The sequence below is a fragment of the Maribellus maritimus genome (assembly GCF_022267315.1).
Lineage (GTDB): Bacteria > Bacteroidota > Bacteroidia > Bacteroidales > Prolixibacteraceae > Draconibacterium > Draconibacterium maritimum.
On record NZ_JAIKLE010000051.1, the window covers coordinates 1 to 18,575 of the forward strand.

Genomic DNA, 18,575 nt, shown 5'->3' on the forward strand with positions numbered 1-18,575 from the left:
TTTAGGTCACCTTTTAGTTCACGTGGGAACTGGTTTTTAATGGTCTAAAATGATATGTTAAAAAATCAAAAAAGCCCACAAACACTGGCGTTTGCGGACTTTTTATATCCTTTAAATTCCCTTTCGGTCGGGGTAGCAGGATTCGAACCTGCGACCCCCTGCTCCCAAAGCAGGTGCGCTAACCGGACTGCGCTATACCCCGAATTTTACTAAAATTAACCAATGGATAATTACATCCAAAATTGCGGTGAGGGCGGGATTCGAACCCGCGGTACAGTATTACCCGTACGCTGGTTTAGCAAACCAGTGGTTTCAGCCACTCACCCACCTCACCATGCAGGTTTATTGCTAAAATAAATTGGCTTTAGTAACCAATATTTTTTATTTATTATTCTCAAAGAACAAAGGCTGTAAACCTGTTTTTTTTCGTGCGTGCAAATGTATCAATTGTTTTTACATTGGCAAAATCTTTTCAAAAAATATTTAACTAATTTTTACTTCTGAATCTTTCGTACTCCCCTACCCCTTTTTGTCTGAATCGTTTAATGCTTGGAGCAAAATAATACAACAAATTAAATCAAAGTTCTGAATATCATAAAAATAGTTTAAATCACATCATTTTAGTAAAGAGACGTTTTTCCCAATTCAAACACAGCACACAACTACCTATATAACAACACATTAAATATAAAACAATAAAGAAAAAAGTTAAAAAACTTGCAAAAACAAAAGCTACGAACTACATTTGATTTAAGAAATCAGAGTTCTTTGACTGGAAAAAGATATTGTCCGCATTGATTCATCAGTTGGTAAACTCAACAGAAAAATTTAAACCGAGTAAGCTCTTTATGGTCGCTAAAACAGGCCTTGTAGTCCCGAATTTTTGGGATGAGTCCTCGGACCGGTGGAAGTTTGATCGACCGGGCGCTCAAATCCTGTTAATCAGGGGTTTTACACAAACGGAATTGATGCGGATTTTTTCTGTCTAATTTTGAATTGAATTGTTGTCTCAACACCATTATATTTCAGGATCTGGCTCCTCCAGTATTTATCCAAAATTAAAATCAACTACGTTGTCTCTAAGCACCTACAAACCAGACACTAACCTTCGGGTATCATTTGACCATTCTGTTTATGAAAGCAGTTCCCCGTAAATCAGCTTAAATGGCTGACAAAAAATTTTATTTGAAGTAGAATTTGCAAACGAAATTTTCGCGGCTAAAATAAAAAAAAGCACTTAAATCATTGATTTTAAGTGCTTTTAACTAAATTTAGTTTATCTGCTTGTACCCCGGACGGGATTCGAACCCATGACCTACTGCTTAGAAGGCAGTTGCTCTATCCAACTGAGCTACCGGGGCAGCCTCTTAAATTGCCGTGCAAAAGTATAAATCAATTTGCAAAAAACAAATTCAGGAACTCAAATAAATTTTATATTCTGAAATTTTTGCCGTTAAAGCAAATGAATTCCATTTACCTTGCACTTTTCAATCATTTCCTCGGGCCAAATACTTGATTGAATTTCGCCAATGTGAGCTTTTCTTAAAAAGTACATACAAAGCCTCGACTGTCCGATTCCACCTCCAATGGTTAAAGGCAATTCATCGTTTAACAGCTTTCTATGCCACATTAATTCTTTTCTTTCTTCCAACCCGCGATATTTTAATTGTTGCATCAAAGATTTCTTATCAACACGAATTCCCATAGAAGAAATCTCAAAAGAACGGTTTAAAACATTATTCCAGATAACGATGTCTCCGTTTAAGCCTCTATGACCTTCCGTGGTTGCTGTTATCCAATCGTCGTAGTCTGGTGCACGCCCGTCATGAATCTTTCCGTCAGGAAGTTCTCCTCCAATGCCAGTAACGAAAATTGCTCCATGTTTCTTTGCAGCTTCATTTTCTCTTTCGAAAGGTGTTAAATCAGGATATTCTTTTGCTAAATCCTCCGTATGCAGAAACGTAATTTCTTCAGGAAGCTCAGGCTGAATGTCGAGATAATTTTCAGATACTAAAAACTCGGTGCGTACGAGTGCTGAATAAATTCTACGAACAACAAATTTCAAAAAATCAAGATTTCGTTCCTCTGATGTAATTACCCTTTCCCAGTCCCACTGATCGACATACAAAGAATGTATATTCGTTAATTCTTCATCGGGTCGGATAGCATTCATGTCTGTATAAATACCAAATCCGGGTTTTATTTCCAGATCGGCAAGAGCTAATCTTTTCCACTTTGCAAGCGACTGCACAATCTCCGCAACCGTCTCGTTCAAATCTTTCATAGGAAACGAAACAGGGCGTTCTATGCCGTTTAAATCGTCGTTAATACCGGTACCCTGTTTTACAAACAATGGTGCTGTCACTCTTCTTAATCTCAACTCTGACGCAAGATTCATCTGAAAAAAATCTTTGATCTGTTTAATAGCCTGTTCGGTTTGATTCACGTCCAAAACCGACTTGTAGTTTTTTGGAATAAATAAATTCATAAATCTGTCTGTTTTTGTCTCTTGTTACAAAAATATAATTTTGCTTTCAATAATTCTGATGGATTGAAAATAGGTTACAAAAAAGGAAATTCAAAAGCACAGCAAAAGCCTTCAACTTTAAAAACAAATAATTTGGTATTGACTGAATTCTTTTTTTAGAGGGACACAAAATTCAGCCAGAAACTGTTATCCTCATATTCATCGACGACATTTCGGTTATCGGTATATAAAAAGCCAGCCATTAATTCCGATATTTCCTGTTGAAGCATAGTAATTCCTCCTTTAGCCAAGTCATCTCTAAATCCTTTATTCATAATGTTTAAAACCTGATTCATAGAAACTACGCGACCAATTACCTTTCCCAGACTTACGAGATTGCGCTGCGACATTTGAAAGTTGACATTAAAATTTACCTGTTTCTTAACAAAATTTGCTGACTGACTGGTAAGCTCAAATCCACTCAAAAATCTAAAAAGGTTATTTTCTTTTGCACGTTTCATAAGTTTCACCAGCCCTTCTGAAATTTGTGCGTAGAGAATATCATTGGAACCCTCAAAAATTTGAAAAGGTCGGCTATCTGATGTACCGCGTCCTGCAATATGATTTAATCTATAAGCCTTTGCTCCAACCAACTGCAATAAAGACTGGGCCGCGTCCTGCATTAAATCTGTAACAACACTTTTTACGGCATTTGCTTCTAGTCCATGAGGCACAAGATCTACATCTAGTCCAGCTTTTTCACTGCTATTAGCACACATTGCAGAACAAATGGTATACGATGCTTGAAGCTTCGCCAAACGGTTCTGCACCTGATCATAACTAAATAAGCTCTTCCCTCCTACAAAACGATTTTTACAGTGTGCAATTGCTTCATCAAGCATTCGTTTTATAAAACCCATTGCCATTCCAGGAAATTGCATCCGGCTTCTGTGTAAGAGGTCCAGCATCATTTTTACTCCTGTAGTTTTAGGATCCAGTTTTTGTTTTTCCGGAATCTTCACGTCAATGTGATTGCGACCATAGGGAATCATATAGAGTCCAAGATTTTCAAAAATCTCCTCCACTTCAATTTTTTGTTCAGCTATACTTACATCGCAAATAAAAAAATCGATATCGCGCAGCAAGTCTCCGGAATCAGATTGTTGACGGGCAGCTACCAGCCAAAAATCAGCCCAACCGGTTAATCCCGCCCAATGTTTTTTTCCTTTGATATAATAATTACTTTTTTCTTCAGTGTAAAATGTCTGCATATTCAGAGCATCGCTTCCATAATCTGGTTCTGTAATCATCAAACCGCCCATGTTTTGCTCCTCCAAAAAACGTTTAAAAACCGATGCTTTTACCTCTTCTTTAGCGTATTTTGCCACTGGTTGCAGAAATAAAGCGGAGTTAATCCCAAAGGTTAGCGATAAGGCGAGAGATTCATAGGAGGCGGCAGCCATCAAAGCTATATTTTCATGCATTAGTCCGCCACGTCCACCATATTCAGCAGGGATGCCTACCGACAAAGGATTTGCAGACATTATCTCCCGAAACGCTCCCTCTGGAAGCCCCCGTTTTATGCTTAAACTGTTAATGTCATTTTTATCATAAAAAGCACTCTTCATTTTTACTTTCAGGGTGTCAATAAACTCTGATAAAGGAGGAACTTTAGTTTGTTCCTGCGTTGAGGCATCATGTTCTGAATTTATTAATCGGGTCATAAATGGTTTGATTATTTTGTTTTAACTGATTCTTTTTCTGCAATAATTTCTTTTTACCCAATGTCAAACATTTAACTGTTCCTAATGTTTTAAAAACATCGCTTTCGTATCTACTAACGTTGCAAAAACAATGTTTTTTAAATAGACAAAGAAAGGCTACTAAAGACGTCCTGCAGTCATAACATTGATTTGTATTTTTTAACGCTGTAGAAAACCATTTAATCCGCTATTTTTGTGGCAAAATTCAATTTTGGCAAGCTTAAATAAAAATATTACTCAGCTTTACCTGATTAAAATTTCAAAATGGTTTAACCTGGTTATGCCTGTTGTGGTTTTATTTTACCAGGATAACGGCATGGGAATGCACGAAATTTTTGTTCTGAAGGCAATTTATTCCGTTGCCATTGTTTTTATGGAAATTCCATCGGGCTGGATGGCAGATGTGTGGGGAAGAAAAAAAACACTGATTCTAGGCAGTATCCTTGGAAGCGGAGGCTTTCTGATTTACAGTTTTTCCTATGGATTTTGGGCATTTGTAATTGCAGAAATAATTTTAGGCATCGGACATTCATTTGTTTCGGGAGCCGATTCTGCTATGCTTTTTGATAGTCTAAAAGCATCTAATAAAACAGGCAAATATGTAAAACTGGAAGGCAGAATAACTTCCATTGGTAATTTTGCTGAAGCTATTGCCGGAATTGCCGGAGGTTTTCTGGCAGCTGTTAGCTTGCGAACTCCTTTTTATTTTCAGTTTGGTGTGGCAGCAATTGCAATTCCTGCCGCCTTTACCCTGGTCGAACCAAAAATTCATTCAACAGGACAAATTCACTCGTTAAAAAAACTGGTTCAAAACATCAAGATTACATTTATTCAAAATCATAATTTGCGTATAGCAATTCTTCTTTCAGCAGTTACAGGAACGGCAACACTAACATTTGCATGGTTGGTACAGCCCTTTTTTAAAGCAATAAATTTACCGGTTGAAATGTTTGGTATTTTCTGGACAGCCTTAAATTTAACGGTTGGTGTTTCATCCGTTTTTGCCCATAACTTTGAGCGTTTTGCCGGGAAAAGATGGTCTTTGATAAGCATTATCATTCTGCTTGCCACCGGATATTTTTTCTCCGGAATAACCGTATCGGTTTACGGCCTTGCATTTCTGTTTTTATTCTACCTGGTTCGGGGGCTGGCAACCCCAATTCTTAAAAATTATATTAATCAATACACTGAAAGCGAAGTTAGAGCGACTATGTTGTCAGTTCGTAATTTTGTTATTCGGATTAGTTTTGCGGGAATCGGACCGTTACTTGGATATATTACCGACAATATTAATCTAACCAGTGCTTTTATTTTAGCCGGAGGCATATATTTGCTTGCCACTTTAGTTATTGTTTTGCCCTGGTTAAAACCCGAAAACAAATAAACAGGCTGCCAAACAAATCGATTAAACACTAAAAGCCTTCAGCTTAGTTCCAGGGATCCCTCCTTTTCTCCATCTTTTTCTTCCATCTTTTTTGCAGGAGGCCATCCCTTATGCTCCTCATCCAAAATCGCCTCTACTCTTGAAATAAAAAGAGATTCTTTGTCAACACCGGACTCTCCGTAAGGGCCAACGTTAAAATTATAGTAATGAATTTCGGGTTTTAGCTGCTCACTTGTTGCCCTGTATTTTACCCATAATTCCTGGTATTGAAATGTTTTAAGCCCTGTCGTTAATATGGCAACCAAGGCCGAAACTCCCACAACAACAAACTGAAAATCATATCTTTCTCCGTTTATTGCTGCCAGCACAGGTGTTATCGCCGATAAAACAATCAGAATCCACTGAAAATTCCGATACTTCTTTTGATTTTTTGCTGACGATTTTCCATAATACCTCAGCTGAGAATAATATCTGTTGTCAAGATAATCATTAAACATCTCTTTCTCCATAACAAATAATTTTCTGACAATTAATTTGATTTCATTTGGACTTTATGTGGTTTCTCATTTAAAATTCCTTTTTTAAAAAGATCTAAAAAAGTTAAATTACCATTCCAGCGAACAGAGTCTAATTGCGAGACTAATTCTGTGTCAGGCAATCGCCACCGTCGGAAGGTTTTGTCCAGGGCCCCGGTGTATACTATTTTATTATTGGTTGAAAATGCGACAGACGTGACCGGTCCGTTGTGCCCGTTTAAAATTTTAATTAATTCACCATCTTCTGCATTCCATATTTTTACAGAATGATCTACTGAACCGGTAACAATCATTTCACCATTGTTTGAAAATACAGAACACAGTACCGTATCCTGTAAAAGATTAAAAGCTTTTCGGGCAGTTGTATCAAGCACAACATTACTGGTATCAGCGGGCCAGATAATTCCTATTCCTTTATCAGACGCGGTAAATATTTTTGCCCTGTTTGGCGAAATGGCAACAGATACAATACTGTCGTTAAACTCCAAATCTTCCTTTATATAAACTACTTCGATGTTGGTACTTCTTCGTTTGGTTCCGTTTAAATTCCATTCAACAAGTCGGTGATTATTCATTGCCGATAGCAATTTATAACCAATAACCCGGTACTGAATGGGAGTAATACTTATAATTTTATCACCTTCCTCCATTTTCAAATTACGGTAATGTGGATTCTTTCCCCAGTATCGAACCGTTCCGTTTTTATACAAAGCCATAGCCTCTGTTGAATCTTTGGGAAAAACAACCTGTGCAAGCTCAGATAAATGTGTCGTGTCTTTTTCGCCATGCCACAAACGGAATTTTAAGTCATCATATCGGTCTGTAAATATTCCGTTTACAAAACGTATATCAAATATTGTATCTTCCGGATTTTGAGGTTCAACAATTTTGTACAGCGCAAAATCCTTTTTTAATACTGAATCCGCTTTATCTTGCACCATTGTCCCGTTAACAGCATATGTAGAGTCGAGTTTTTTATATTCTTCGGCGATATATGAAGAAATATACCGATATTGTTTATCACGCAAGGTATCAATACTTTTTGCTGAATCAAGATTTAAAAAAGCAGCATTAAAAAGTTGCAAAGACAAGGTAGGATTTTTATCCATAAAAGAGGCATGCAGGATATTTGTCTCAGCCAGCGAAATCAGTTTCTTGAGGGGATCAATATCATTTTGAAAATTACTTATTTGTGCTTGTTTATCAGAAAGATAAAATGAGTATATCAATAAAATAAAAAACGCTCCTATCAGAGAATAAATCCCCGCTTTTTTTCTCCTCCTTTTTCGGCGCAGTACTTTTTTACTTTCCTTTATCAGCTTTCTTTCTTCAGCGGTTAATTCCGATTTTATTTTATCAAGATAAGGTTCAATAAAATTTATTTGTTTTTCTGTAAAATACTCCCTGAAATCGTCTTTCAGGGAAGCTTTGCTTTTGATCAGACGTTTCACTTCCAGCTTTGAAATATCGTCCTCACTCCTTTTTTCTGTTATTTTTAAGGCCAGAGAATCGTGGGCCAGTTCATACAAATCTTCGTCTTCCGATTTATTCAGAATTCTCTTTTTTGTAAACAATTCAACAGAATCCTCAATAAGTGTTACATCCAAGTCCGACTTTAAACGATTTACTAACTCTCTTTTTGAAATCGGCTCTTTTGTTCCATCAAGCGTACAGAAATTTGAAAGTATTGTCCAGATGATTTCGGAAGTAACGGTCCTTTTATTTTGACTCAACTCCCTGCTTATATTTTTAACTTGTTCTTCAAGAAAATCCTGTAATACATCGTCAATATCGCCGATATTCTTTAAATCTTCAAGTAATATTAGTGCATCTGCCTGATGACTTTCATCGTTGGTTTTATTTATATATAACTTATCAAGAAAAACCTGAAGATAAGGCAATTGTATGGTACGTGTAGTTTCTTTGTCTTTAAGCCGTTTAAATATCTCTTCTGTAATCTCATCAATTTTTTCTTTTTCAACCTTAACAAGCGAGAGCTGGTAATCATTAATTCCCCTGATTACATTTTCCAGTTTGGCAAACGACATGGGTTCAACCCGCAACTTTTTTCGAAGAAGCTGTGGCACCTCTTTTTCAAATTGATACAAATAACCCAGATACTCTTCCCGAATGCTTAAGATAATTTTTACCGGTTGATCAACTGTTAGAATTTCCTTTACAATTTTAATAAAATGCTCCTGCTCTGTTTTTGAGCCTAAAACGTAAAGCTCTTCAAACTGATCAAAAATAAGATATAACGGTTTAAATGACGCTTTGTACACTGCATCTATTTTTCGGGGAAGTTTTTCAATCAAAAAATCATTGTGCTCAACATAAGTAAATGCTTCGTCGCTTTCGTAACAAAGCGCTTTATCAAGCGATGAAATCAGATTTCCACCTCTCCGGATATAAAGAGCCAGCCAATCGTAGGTATGAAATCGGTTTGCCAGGCCGCACTGAATCAAACTTGTTTTTCCTGTTCCGGATGTTCCGTAAAGTACCAAAATTTTGGTTTGAAAAATCATTTGGTACAATTCATCAATTTCTTCATCGCGCCCAAAGAAAAAATCCTTATCATTTCTTTGATAGCTGTCTAAAAACTTAAACGGATATTTTTTTTGCATGCGGAATTCAATTTTAAAGATTACCCAGGAGGTCGTCGTTTATCTCACTGACTTTGGGTTTAAACTTGAAATTTGTACCCAACAGCGTATTCATTGCTTCTTCAAACTGTTTGCTAACCATATCCAGGCGAATATTCTTCTGAAGTTCATTCTTTTGAGTCTCTGATTTTATTTCCATCGATTCAGCGGCAGTTGCCATGTAGTCGATAACTTTTTCTTTTTCGCTTTTGCTCGAAAAATATCTCAAACCACTCTCACCTTCCCGGCATTGATAAAAAAGCAATTGAAAATCAGATTCATTGGTTAATGCATTGTAGTCAATTAAAAAAGGAAATAAATTAACCGATGTATTTCTGTTCCGGAAAAATACAGAATATGTCAACTGGGGTGTATTGTCAAATTTGAGGTAGCGGAGTAAATTTTTTGACTCATTGTTTTCAAGAATGTTTAAATCCTTGATGTACCAGGCTACTGAATTTCGCGACTCTTCATATTCAATCTTTTTTAAGGTGACCAATTGGTAATCAGCTAAAAAAATAAAATTGGAAAGAATAGTTGTTAATGAAATTTCAGCAGTGTGACAATGCCCCAATCCAAATGCTATTTTTCCCGGATCCATTAATTCCAAATTCTCAAGTTCGGCACAGGCGAGGTTAAATTTACTTTCGGGATTCAAAAATTCATCTACATCACCCAATTCTTCATTTTTCAGCGGAAATTCAAGTTTATTCGTTTTATAAACTTTAATCAGAGATTGGAACAAATTGCGAAGTTCGCTCAGTTTTAAATCTCTACTCGCATTAAAAAAATTGCTTATCTCATCGTTTTTTGAATTTATAGCGGGATTGCTGCTTTTTTCATCCCACAACTGCGAGATAAAAAGAAAATTAATAAGCTGAAGTGAAATTCGGTAGGTACTGAAACAGTGATTCAGATACTCATCAATTTTTGTTTCAATTCTTTTCTCTTTGTCATTTCCAATTGAAAATAATCTTCTCATCTCCCACCCTATTATCCAGACAAAACTCTCTACCAGTATCTCTTGTGCGTCTCTGAGATGCATTCGAATGCTTTCCCAATTATCTTTATCCTCTTCCGGTAAGCCGCTAAGAAAAGACTGAGGTTTTTTCTTATCTTTTAGCAGAAGTATCAAATCTCTGGTTAAAACACCGTTAAATACTTTGTTGCTTGTTACAACACCAAAGTTTGCTTCATTAATGTGCTCGATGTTGTATACCTTATTTTCATAGGTGACATTCGAAACATTCTGATTTTTCACCAATTCTTTTAGTTCAGCAAGTTGATTGTGAATTGTGCGTATCTCACCATTCACATTTAGTGTCATACCTTTTTCGCTGACCTCCTGAATGATAATTCTTTCAGTCCCCTCTGTATGTGTCATACCAATCCGAAATTATGAAAAGTTAGCAGTATCAATTTTATCGATATTGTATACCTTCTCTGCATTTTGAGTAATATTCTTTTCGCCTGTTTTCTGTTCAGGTCTTTTATTTTTAGTAAATCCATCTGTTTCCAGTCTGTCGAGTTCTTTATTAAACTGGTTCCACAAATCGTTAAAATCTGAAAAGCCCGAATAAAAATGTTTCAGGTCCTTTAATTTCTTCTTAAATTCAATAAGACTTTCATCTTCATTATCAGGGGAGTTTTTAAAATAGGTAAATATAAACGGCTTTTGTGTTGTATGAAACTGTCCAAAAGCGTTTTCAAATTCTTCAGCAGTATACATTCCAACTTTTGAAAAAGCCAGAAAAACAAACAGGTCAGCATCTTTTACATATTTGTTGTACTCACTTTGGGAACCTGTTACAGACATTCGGGCAGATAAATCTTCCCAAATGTCGAGATGGAGAAAGATTCCTCTGTCAAACCACGACTTACACTTCCTATAAATTTCTATCTCCATTTGCTCTCTTTCCAACTTAAGTTCTTTTGAAGAAGCGAGGAATATTTTAATCTTTTTCATTCGTCAGTTTAGCTTTACTTTTTATGTTTCCTGTTACGATTCTTCCCTGGTAACAAGAATTAGGTATATCAATATACGAAATAAATATCATTATTTAGAAGTTTTCTAAATAAATTCATCTATGTAGTTCCCTAACATACATACGATTAACTTGCACTCCTGCTTTTAATAATACTTCAAAAAAGTTTTAGTTGAATTTTACAACTTGGATTTGCAGGCAAAAACGGAAATGAATTTGCCGGAATGACAGTTATGCCAGCCTTTATTACAAATTATTCAACACCAATTTCATACCATCGTATCCAACAAAAACATTCGCAGGTAGTTTTTTCTGAATGTCTTCGTGTTTACCGAAAGCGTGACTTAAATGTGTCAAATAAGCTTTTTGGGGTTGAATTCTGTCGATTACTGCCAGAGCTTCGTCCAGATTAAAATGCGAGATATGTTTCTCTTCCCGAAGTGCGTTGATTATTAAAATTTTTGTTCCTTCAATCTTCAGCATTTCTTCATCTGGAATCGAATTGGTATCGGTAATATAAGTTAAGCCACCAACCCTGAAACCGTAAACCGGCAATCTGTGATGAAAACAGCGGACAGGCACAAATTTTATTTCATCAATTTTAAACGAACGACCGCTAACCATGTGCAACTTCATTTTGGGTATCCCCGGATATTTATGGTCAGCAAATACATAATTAAAAATGCGTTTAATAGCTTCCTGAACACGTGATTCTGCATAAATGTCAACCGGCGATTTTTGCACCCAGTTAAAAGAGCGGATGTCATCAAGCCCAAAAATATGATCTACATGCTCGTGGGTAAGCAAAATGGCACGAAGTGTAAACAATTGTTCACGTAACATTTGCTGGCGAAAATCGGGTCCGGCATCAATGACAAAATTTTGTCCGTTAATTTTTAGCAACAACGAGGAACGTAATCTTTTATCTTTAGGGTTTGTTGATTTGCAGACATCGCAATTACAAGCAATTACGGGAACCCCCTGAGACGTTCCGGTTCCCAAAAAAGTAGCTTCAATTTTAAAATTTTTGTGTTCATGCATTTCACAAATTTAGCAAAAGCTGTGTTCTGAAAATGAATATATTTATTTTTACAAAAAATTTAATATGCCAAAATTATTTCTTGTTCCCAATGTTTTAAGTGAAGGAGACTGGCAAAACGTTTTGCCGGCGGGTATTTATCAAATTCTCTCCAATACAAAATTTTTTATTGTGGAAAATATAAGAACCGCACGTCGTTTCTTAAAACAGGTAAACAAAGAAATTGACATTGATAGTTTAACCTTTTTTGAATTAAATAAATACACTCAAAGTTCCGAGCTTCCTAAATTTCTGCACCCTATTCAAAAAGGGTTTGATATTGCGGTAATCTCGGAAGCCGGCTGCCCGGGAGTTGCAGATCCCGGAGCTGATATTGTAAAAATTGCCCACGAAAAAGGCGTAAAAGTTGTGCCACTGGTTGGCCCCTCTTCGATATTACTCGCACTGATGGCTTCCGGATTAAACGGGCAAAATTTTGCCTTTCATGGGTATTTACCTGTAAAACCAAACGAACGTACACGTGCCATTTCAGCATTGGAAAAACAGGCAAAAAACAATAAACAAACACAAATTTTCATTGAGACTCCGTACAGGAATAATCAAATGTTAAGTGATTTGTTAAAAACCTGTCACCCTTCCACCCTGCTTTGTATAGCAGCAAATATTACGGGAGACGATGAATATATTGGAACAAAATCGATAAAAAACTGGCAGGGGAAACTGCCTGATTTGCATAAAATCCCAACAATCTTTTTAATTGGGTGAATAACAAATACAGCCTGATATCTATGCCCAAACCCGGTATTATCGAAGTATCTCCTGTTAAAAATTATTATTTGTAACAGGAGCTTCATAATATATTGATTTCTACCTATTTATTTTGTAATTTACTGTAAATCAATAATCAAATTCTATGAACACACATATAAAACTGTTTACTCTTTTCTGCTGCAGTATATTTTTTTTAATATCAGCAGTGCCCAAAATCAGAAGACTGTTCTGAACTCCAAAATCGCTGAATCATTTATTACAACGTTAAATCATCAAAATTTCAACCAGTTTGAGTCGCTGTTTTCTGAAAACGCAAGGCTATGAGGAAGTATGTTCCGGTAGATTTTCCCAGGGAAAAACTGCGATTAAAAACTATATTGTTGCGACAATTGAAGGAATGCCGGACTCAAAATTTGAAATTGTATCCATTGTCGCAAATGAAAATCAGGCTGTTGTTGAATGGGTTTGGGAAGGTACAAACTCAGTTGGCTGGCCACAAATGTCAATTCCGGCTACGAACAAAACAATGAGTTTAAAAGGTATATCCATTATGCAAATTGAAAACGCAAAAATCAGTATGAATAAGGATTATTGGGACTGGAATTCTCTCATGAAAGGGATAGGGATTAAATAAATTATAGCAGTTTTGTTTCTTTTAACAACTCAAATTCATATTCAAAATTTGGAGTGAAAATTCCTGTTCCAATTTGTTTTTCGATCTGTTTTAGGGTCCAGAAACGGGCCTCAACCACTTCTTCGGAACGTACGTTGAAATTTTTAGAATCAAAAGTGGTAAAAAGATAAACCAGTTCAGCTTCCTCTTTTGATTCCCACTTATACACCTTTTGCAGTTTAGCAGAAAACTTTTCCAAACCAATTTCTTCAAAAGCTTCCTTTTTAAGTGCCTGTTCCAAATTTTCGCCGGCCGAAATATGGCCTCCAACTGCCGTATCCCATTTATCCGGCTGAATCAATTTATCTGGTGGTCGTTTCTGCAGAAGGATTGCCTTGTTCCGGTTAATTACGTGCATATGCACTACCGGATGCAGAAGTTTGCTTCCATTATGCACCTGGCTTCGCGGAGCCTGTCCTACTACTTTTCCTTCTTCATCAACCAGGGGAACCCACTCTTCTGTTATTAATTGTTTTTGTTGTCGTTTTTGTTTTAAAAATTCATACACAAAATAAACACCAAAAAGAATATAAAATAATCCACCACTTATAAACGCCCAGGCTTCTTTACTCATAAAGAAAGCAGCATAAAAAACCAAAACCGTATGCCCGAGAAAAATATAAAATAGTGATTTCAGCGTTTTTCGCATTTGGCTAGCCTGCGCTTCATTAAAAGCAGTGCCTTTCAGATATCGCTGGCTCATCAATCCGACAATATTGACCGATGAGAAAGCTGAAACAGCGAGCACGGCAACCAATACCAATTCAATTAATCCTGGTTTTAGCTTAAAAAAGATATCGTTATTGAGTAGAATGGAAACCGCTCCAAGACCGATCAAAAGAAGGGTATCAAAAAGGATAAACTTATCAAACCGTTTTTCTCTGATCCCCACCCACGCCATTTCAGCGACTCCTGTTCCGACAGCAACAAACAAGCCAATTTTTGTTCCCCAAATTTCATCAGCTGCAATAAAAACAAAAAGAGGAATAAAACCAGGAAGTAGCTTTTTCAGGAGTTCTGCTCTACCCATTGTCCAGCATTCAACTATTCTTCAGACTCTTCAGGCACTTCGGCGCGGAAAACTTTATATACTTCAACCTCCATTAATAAAGTGGTAAAACCGGAAACACCATAGGTTCCACTTTGTCCGTAGGCTATTTCAGAAGGCAGTACCAGACTTGCTTTTGTGCCTTTTCGCATATAGGTGGCTGCTTCTTCCAAGCCCGAAATAGCACTTCCTTCTCCTACAATAAACTCGTAGGGTTCATACCGAAGTCCCAGAGAATAGCCTTCACTTTCGTCAATCAAGACAATCGAATCACTGGCTATCAATGCCCAGGTAGAATAAAAAATCTGAACCTGATCACCAACCTGTATTGAATCACCTGTTCCTGCCTCGGTTTCTTTATAATACAAACCAGATGGCTTTCGATAATCGGTATAATTATGTTCTGTAATATATGCATCTAAAATTTCCAGTTCTTGTTTTCTCATTCTTTCATAACCATTATTATCGTCTTTACAAGAAGAAAAAGCAATTAAAATTACCACCGATAACAAACCGGAAATACGAAAAATCTTCATTTTATCTGTTTTTAATTTCATTGAGTATGTTACTGTTTTTTAATATCAACCATTCGAACCACAAATATAAGGGAATTATTTGGTGGAACACTTCCGTACCCGTCCTCTCCGTAAGCCAAAGTTGAAGGAATCATTAGTTGTACTTTAGCATCTTTATTTATTACTTTCATTCCATCGTTCCATCCGCTGATTATTCTATCGTCTCCTAATTCAAAAGTCCAGGTTGAATCAGTTTCACTGTATTTCGAGGTATCGAAAATATTTCCGTTAATAAAATAACCAGAGTATGTAACAGTAAGTGTATCACCAAACTCAGGATAATCACCCGTTCCCTCTTCCATTGTCACATAGTAAACTCCCAGAGCTGTAGTATCCACATCATGTCCTTCTGATTCCAAACCTGTTATATATTGATGTAACTTAGCTGCCTCATCTGCAAGCGACTGACTTGGTTCTTCAGAGTCAAGACAGGAACTTAAAAACATTGAAAAAACAATCCCAATCCAAACACTCATCAACATTTTACTTTTCATTTTCATCTTTTTTAAATTTTTGTTTCAAGTAACTGATGTTTATACCTAGGTAAAAGTTGCTTGAACAACTCAATTGTTTTATTAAAATCGTCCTTGCTCTCGCCGCCGGCTGCATTTAAATGTCCGCCGCCGTTAAAATGGGTACTGGAAAATTCATTGGCCGGAAAGTTTCCCTTTGAACGGAACGAGGCTTTTACAAATCCCTCCTTCTCAATAAACAGGGCACTGAAAACAATATTGTTGATTGATAGTGGATAATTTACAAATCCTTCGGTATCGCCAGGTTTAAAACTGAATTTTTCCAACTCTGCTTTTGTTATTGAAATAACAGCCGAACGCAATTCAGGAAAAATTTCCATCTTCTCGTTTAAACAATATCCGAGAAGTTTCATCCGGTCGGAAGAAAAATTGTGATATATATTTGACTGGATTTTGTCGGTGTTTATTCCAAACTTCATAAGCTCCGAAACTACCCTGAACATATTGGGACGTGCAGTATTATGGCTAAATGAACCTGTGTCTGTAAGAATTCCGGTATACAGTGCTTCCGCTGAATTATGATTCAAATATTTTTCAAATCCGATTTTACCAACAAAATCGAAAATCAGCTCAGCAGTTGAACTGTATTTGGGTTCTGAAACGGTGTAATCGCAAAAATTTAAAGGATAAGGATGATGGTCGATCAAAAGTTTAAGATTAGAAAAACCCAGGATCTCTCTTTCCATCTTTGCTGCCCGCTTGGCATCGTTAAAATCAACACAAATTAATAAGTCAGCTTTTTTGAGATATTCTTTAGCCTTTTTCTTTTCTCTTTCAAAAACAAATATTTCAATTTCGGAGGAAAACCATTTTAAAAAGTCAGGGTAATCGTTGGGTGATATAATACAAACATTCTGACCGCTGTTTTTCAAAATCTCGGCTAACCCAATTGACGATCCAACAGCATCTCCGTCGGGATTCTCGTGAGGAACAATTACAATATTCTTTGCACTTCCGGCAAGAAATTCACTCACAAAATTAAAAATCTCATTTCCAGTGTTTTCCAAAACCATTTAAATTTGAACCGACAAATATAAGAATTCTGTTGTTGGTGTTAAGATTAATTATTTCAATTTTTATAATATTGTGCTTTATTTACAAATTTTAAAAATGTAGAAAATGGCAGGAAAACTGACCTTCACAATGATTAAGCCAACGGCTTTCAAAAACAATTATGCAGGCCCGATTTTAAAAATAATTAACGAAGCGGGGTTTGTTCTAAAAGCAATGAAATTAACCCAATTAACGCCATCTCAGGCAGGTGCATTTTATGCAGTACACCAGGGAAAGCCGTTTTACGAGTCGCTGGTTGAATTTATGAGTTCAGGACCAATCATTGCAGCCGTTCTTGAAAAAGAAAATGCGGTTGAAGATTACCGCGCATTAATTGGTGCTACCAATCCAGAGAATGCAGCAGAAGGTACCATCAGAAAATTGTATGCAACGAGTTTGCAACAAAACGCAGTACACGGATCCGACAGCGATGAAAATGCAACAATTGAATCCGACTTTTTCTTTTCGAAAACAGAAAGATATTGATGTTTTAATCTGAAAAAATGAAAGCAGGTTGCTCTTTTACGGGCAACCTCTTTTATCGAAATACTATTTTCTGAACGATCTCCTCTCCCGCCTTTTCATTTATTTTCTGCCGGATTTCCTCACGCATCATTAAAAGCTCGTTTTTTACCACAGAAGAGCTGATTTTTACATACAACACTTTTCGGGCTATATAAATATTCGTGGTATAGTTTGATATTGTTTTTCCAAGTAGTTCTTCCCAGTAATGCAATGCATCAACTTCTTTAAGCTTACGTTCCATTCTCATTTCGCGAATGTACTCCTGCAAAACCTCACTCAACGATTGTGTATTGTTTCTCCTCATCTTAAATCTTTTACAGTTCCCGATTCTACATGAAAAATACGAAAATCAGTTTCCATTTTCCGGATTATACCATCCAGATGCTCACGGTTGGTGTCGGTTATAAAAATCTGACCAAATTGCTCTCCTGTAACAACCTTAATAATTTGCTCCACACGATTTTGATCCAGTTTATCAAAAATATCATCAAGCAATAAAATGGGATTCAGTTCTGAAATTTGTTTGATAAAATTAAATTGAGCCAGTTTTAATGCTACCAGATATGTTTTGTTTTGCCCTTGTGAGCCGAGTTTTTTAATCGGATGGTCACCAATTTTTAATTCCAGGTCATCTTTATGTATCCCAACAGTTGTGTGTTGAACCATCCGGTCTTTGGGAGTCGAATCTTTTAACAAATCCTCAAAATTATTGTCATAAAAGTCCGACTGATGTATAAGTCCCACCTCTTCATTTCCTTGCGAAATAAAAGTGTAATATTCCTGAAAAACAGGGATGAGTTTTTCCACAAATTTTTTTCGTTCTTCATGAATACGAGTTCCGTATTCAACCAATTGACCATCCCATATTCCCAATAGTTCAGCATCAAAATACTTATCCGACACAAATTGTTTTAGCAGATTGTTCCTTTGTTGCAACGCCCTGTTATACTTTAGAAGATCGTCGAGGTAGTTTTGGTTGTATTGCGAAATTACGCCATCCATAAATTTTCGGCGCTCGTCACTACCTCCCAAAATCAAATTTACATCCGAAGGTGTTATCATTACCAAAGGCAACAAGCCAATATGTTCAGCCAGTTTCTTATAAACTTTTGAATTTCGCTTAAATTGTTTTTTCTGGCCTTTTTGGAGGCCACATGAAATAATTTCGTTTGAATCGCGGCGAATATAATTCCCTTGCAACATAAAATAGTTCTCTGCGTGGTTGATATTCAGGCTGTCAATTGAATTAAAAAAACTTTTACAAAAAGAAAGATAATATACAGCATCGAGCATATTGGTTTTTCCCGCCCCGTTGTTTCCAATAAAACAATTTAATCTGGGAGAAAACCGTACTTTGTTTTCTTTTATATTTTTAAAATTTACTATTGAAATTTCCTCAATATACATAGAGAATAATTTTATCTGTTTTACAAAACTAATCAAAATGAATGGATGAAGTCATTCTCCGAAAAAAATGTATTACAAACAAGTTTATGTTGATTAATATTCAAAATAATAGCGGCATAATTTATTGAGTTGTGAAAAAAAAACTATTTTTGCCACACAATTTTGAAAACGAAA

The 18,575-nt window shown here is 36.2% G+C and carries 17 protein-coding genes and 3 tRNA genes; 4 read left to right on the forward strand and 16 right to left on the reverse strand.

Annotation, left to right across the window (positions count from 1 at the left end):
- Window positions 1-127 precede the first annotated feature (127 nt).
- The 5 genes from K5G00_RS26290 to K5G00_RS26310 all read right to left on the reverse strand — a co-directional run bounded on the left by K5G00_RS26290 (window position 128) and on the right by K5G00_RS26310 (window position 4,191).
- Window positions 128-202: transfer RNA gene (locus tag K5G00_RS26290), tRNA-Pro, on the reverse strand.
- 43 nt (window positions 203-245) lie between these two features.
- A tRNA-Ser gene (locus K5G00_RS26295) sits at window positions 246-334 on the reverse strand.
- Between the two features lie 953 nt (window positions 335-1,287).
- Window positions 1,288-1,361: transfer RNA gene (locus tag K5G00_RS26300), tRNA-Arg, on the reverse strand.
- A 92-nt stretch (window positions 1,362-1,453) separates the two neighbouring features.
- Entirely contained in the window at window positions 1,454-2,488 is a 1,035-nt protein-coding gene (gene asnA, locus K5G00_RS26305; protein WP_238769474.1) for an aspartate--ammonia ligase, read from the reverse strand.
- Window positions 2,489-2,643: 155 nt separating this feature from the next.
- Window positions 2,644-4,191 carry an acyl-CoA dehydrogenase family protein gene (locus K5G00_RS26310; protein WP_238769475.1) on the reverse strand — a complete coding sequence of 516 codons (1,548 nt, stop codon included), beginning with the start codon at window positions 4,189-4,191 and terminating at the stop codon, window positions 2,644-2,646.
- Window positions 4,192-4,441: 250 nt separating this feature from the next.
- Here K5G00_RS26310 and K5G00_RS26315 point away from each other — a divergent pair, with 250 nt between their 5' ends.
- Window positions 4,442-5,614, forward strand: a complete 1,173-nt coding sequence (locus K5G00_RS26315; RefSeq protein ID WP_238769476.1) for an MFS transporter — start codon at window positions 4,442-4,444, stop codon at window positions 5,612-5,614.
- A 38-nt stretch (window positions 5,615-5,652) separates the two neighbouring features.
- Here K5G00_RS26315 and K5G00_RS26320 read toward each other — a convergent pair whose 3' ends face one another.
- From K5G00_RS26320 to K5G00_RS26340, 5 genes are all read right to left on the reverse strand, one after another.
- Window positions 5,653-6,123 carry a DUF4231 domain-containing protein gene (locus K5G00_RS26320; protein ID WP_238769477.1) on the reverse strand — a complete coding sequence of 157 codons (471 nt, stop codon included), beginning with the start codon at window positions 6,121-6,123 and terminating at the stop codon, window positions 5,653-5,655.
- 20 nt (window positions 6,124-6,143) lie between these two features.
- Complete coding sequence (locus K5G00_RS26325) at window positions 6,144-8,774, reverse strand: nSTAND1 domain-containing NTPase (protein ID WP_238769478.1); 2,631 nt, start codon at window positions 8,772-8,774, stop codon at window positions 6,144-6,146.
- Window positions 8,775-8,787: 13 nt separating this feature from the next.
- Window positions 8,788-10,176 carry a hypothetical protein gene (locus K5G00_RS26330; RefSeq protein ID WP_238769479.1) on the reverse strand — a complete coding sequence of 463 codons (1,389 nt, stop codon included), beginning with the start codon at window positions 10,174-10,176 and terminating at the stop codon, window positions 8,788-8,790.
- 12 nt (window positions 10,177-10,188) lie between these two features.
- Window positions 10,189-10,758, reverse strand: a complete 570-nt coding sequence (locus tag K5G00_RS26335; RefSeq protein WP_238769480.1) for a hypothetical protein — start codon at window positions 10,756-10,758, stop codon at window positions 10,189-10,191.
- A gap of 265 nt (window positions 10,759-11,023) precedes the next feature.
- Complete coding sequence (locus K5G00_RS26340; RefSeq protein ID WP_238769481.1) at window positions 11,024-11,818, reverse strand: MBL fold metallo-hydrolase; 795 nt, start codon at window positions 11,816-11,818, stop codon at window positions 11,024-11,026.
- Window positions 11,819-11,882: 64 nt separating this feature from the next.
- Between K5G00_RS26340 and K5G00_RS26345 the strand changes: the two genes are divergently transcribed.
- Together K5G00_RS26345 and K5G00_RS26350 are read left to right on the forward strand one after the other, a co-directional pair.
- A complete protein-coding gene (locus tag K5G00_RS26345) occupies window positions 11,883-12,581 on the forward strand; it encodes an SAM-dependent methyltransferase (protein WP_238769482.1) in 699 nt (232 codons plus the stop codon).
- Window positions 12,582-12,876: 295 nt separating this feature from the next.
- Entirely contained in the window at window positions 12,877-13,221 is a 345-nt protein-coding gene (locus tag K5G00_RS26350; protein ID WP_238769483.1) for an ester cyclase, read from the forward strand.
- Between the two features lies 1 nt (window position 13,222).
- Here K5G00_RS26350 and K5G00_RS26355 read toward each other — a convergent pair whose 3' ends face one another.
- The 4 genes from K5G00_RS26355 to K5G00_RS26370 are packed head-to-tail and all read right to left on the reverse strand — an operon-like array spanning window position 13,223 to window position 16,423.
- Window positions 13,223-14,290, reverse strand: coding sequence for an NUDIX domain-containing protein (locus K5G00_RS26355; RefSeq protein ID WP_238769484.1), 1,068 nt, complete (start codon window positions 14,288-14,290; stop codon window positions 13,223-13,225).
- Window positions 14,291-14,304: 14 nt separating this feature from the next.
- The gene (locus K5G00_RS26360) at window positions 14,305-14,844 is read right to left on the reverse strand and encodes an FKBP-type peptidyl-prolyl cis-trans isomerase (RefSeq protein ID WP_238769485.1); all 540 of its coding nucleotides are present in this window, start codon (window positions 14,842-14,844) and stop codon (window positions 14,305-14,307) included.
- 29 nt (window positions 14,845-14,873) lie between these two features.
- Window positions 14,874-15,377 carry an FKBP-type peptidyl-prolyl cis-trans isomerase gene (locus tag K5G00_RS26365; RefSeq protein ID WP_238769486.1) on the reverse strand — a complete coding sequence of 168 codons (504 nt, stop codon included), beginning with the start codon at window positions 15,375-15,377 and terminating at the stop codon, window positions 14,874-14,876.
- An 11-nt stretch (window positions 15,378-15,388) separates the two neighbouring features.
- Window positions 15,389-16,423 carry a DHH family phosphoesterase gene (locus K5G00_RS26370; protein ID WP_238769487.1) on the reverse strand — a complete coding sequence of 345 codons (1,035 nt, stop codon included), beginning with the start codon at window positions 16,421-16,423 and terminating at the stop codon, window positions 15,389-15,391.
- 112 nt (window positions 16,424-16,535) lie between these two features.
- Between K5G00_RS26370 and K5G00_RS26375 the strand changes: the two genes are divergently transcribed.
- Window positions 16,536-16,955, forward strand: coding sequence for a nucleoside-diphosphate kinase (locus tag K5G00_RS26375; protein WP_238769488.1), 420 nt, complete (start codon window positions 16,536-16,538; stop codon window positions 16,953-16,955).
- Between the two features lie 52 nt (window positions 16,956-17,007).
- Here K5G00_RS26375 and K5G00_RS26380 read toward each other — a convergent pair whose 3' ends face one another.
- Together K5G00_RS26380 and recF are read right to left on the reverse strand one after the other, a co-directional pair.
- Window positions 17,008-17,298, reverse strand: coding sequence for a DUF721 domain-containing protein (locus tag K5G00_RS26380; protein WP_238769489.1), 291 nt, complete (start codon window positions 17,296-17,298; stop codon window positions 17,008-17,010).
- Window positions 17,295-18,401, reverse strand: a complete 1,107-nt coding sequence (recF, locus tag K5G00_RS26385; RefSeq protein WP_238769490.1) for a DNA replication/repair protein RecF — start codon at window positions 18,399-18,401, stop codon at window positions 17,295-17,297. Before recF ends, K5G00_RS26380 begins: the two co-directional genes overlap by 4 nt.
- Between the last annotated feature and the right edge of the window lie 174 nt (window positions 18,402-18,575).

Bases quoted from the DNA above. Each gene is read 5' to 3' on its own strand.
- K5G00_RS26360 (WP_238769485.1), bottom strand. From the start codon at position 14,844: ATGAAGATTTTTCGTATTTCCGGTTTGTTATCGGTGGTAATTTTAATT.
- asnA (WP_238769474.1), bottom strand. From the start codon at position 2,488: ATGAATTTATTTATTCCAAAAAACTACAAGTCGGTTTTGGACGTGAAT.
- K5G00_RS26330 (WP_238769479.1), bottom strand. From the start codon at position 10,176: ATGACACATACAGAGGGGACTGAAAGAATTATCATTCAGGAGGTCAGC.
- K5G00_RS26310 (WP_238769475.1), bottom strand. From the start codon at position 4,191: ATGACCCGATTAATAAATTCAGAACATGATGCCTCAACGCAGGAACAA.
- K5G00_RS26335 (WP_238769480.1), bottom strand. From the start codon at position 10,758: ATGAAAAAGATTAAAATATTCCTCGCTTCTTCAAAAGAACTTAAGTTG.
- K5G00_RS26320 (WP_238769477.1), bottom strand. From the start codon at position 6,123: ATGGAGAAAGAGATGTTTAATGATTATCTTGACAACAGATATTATTCT.
- K5G00_RS26340 (WP_238769481.1), bottom strand. From the start codon at position 11,818: ATGCATGAACACAAAAATTTTAAAATTGAAGCTACTTTTTTGGGAACC.
- K5G00_RS26325 (WP_238769478.1), bottom strand. From the start codon at position 8,774: ATGCAAAAAAAATATCCGTTTAAGTTTTTAGACAGCTATCAAAGAAAT.
- K5G00_RS26375 (WP_238769488.1), top strand. From the start codon at position 16,536: ATGGCAGGAAAACTGACCTTCACAATGATTAAGCCAACGGCTTTCAAA.
- K5G00_RS26380 (WP_238769489.1), bottom strand. From the start codon at position 17,298: ATGAGGAGAAACAATACACAATCGTTGAGTGAGGTTTTGCAGGAGTAC.
- K5G00_RS26345 (WP_238769482.1), top strand. From the start codon at position 11,883: ATGCCAAAATTATTTCTTGTTCCCAATGTTTTAAGTGAAGGAGACTGG.
- K5G00_RS26365 (WP_238769486.1), bottom strand. From the start codon at position 15,377: ATGAAAAGTAAAATGTTGATGAGTGTTTGGATTGGGATTGTTTTTTCA.
- recF (WP_238769490.1), bottom strand. From the start codon at position 18,401: ATGTATATTGAGGAAATTTCAATAGTAAATTTTAAAAATATAAAAGAA.
- K5G00_RS26355 (WP_238769484.1), bottom strand. From the start codon at position 14,290: ATGGGTAGAGCAGAACTCCTGAAAAAGCTACTTCCTGGTTTTATTCCT.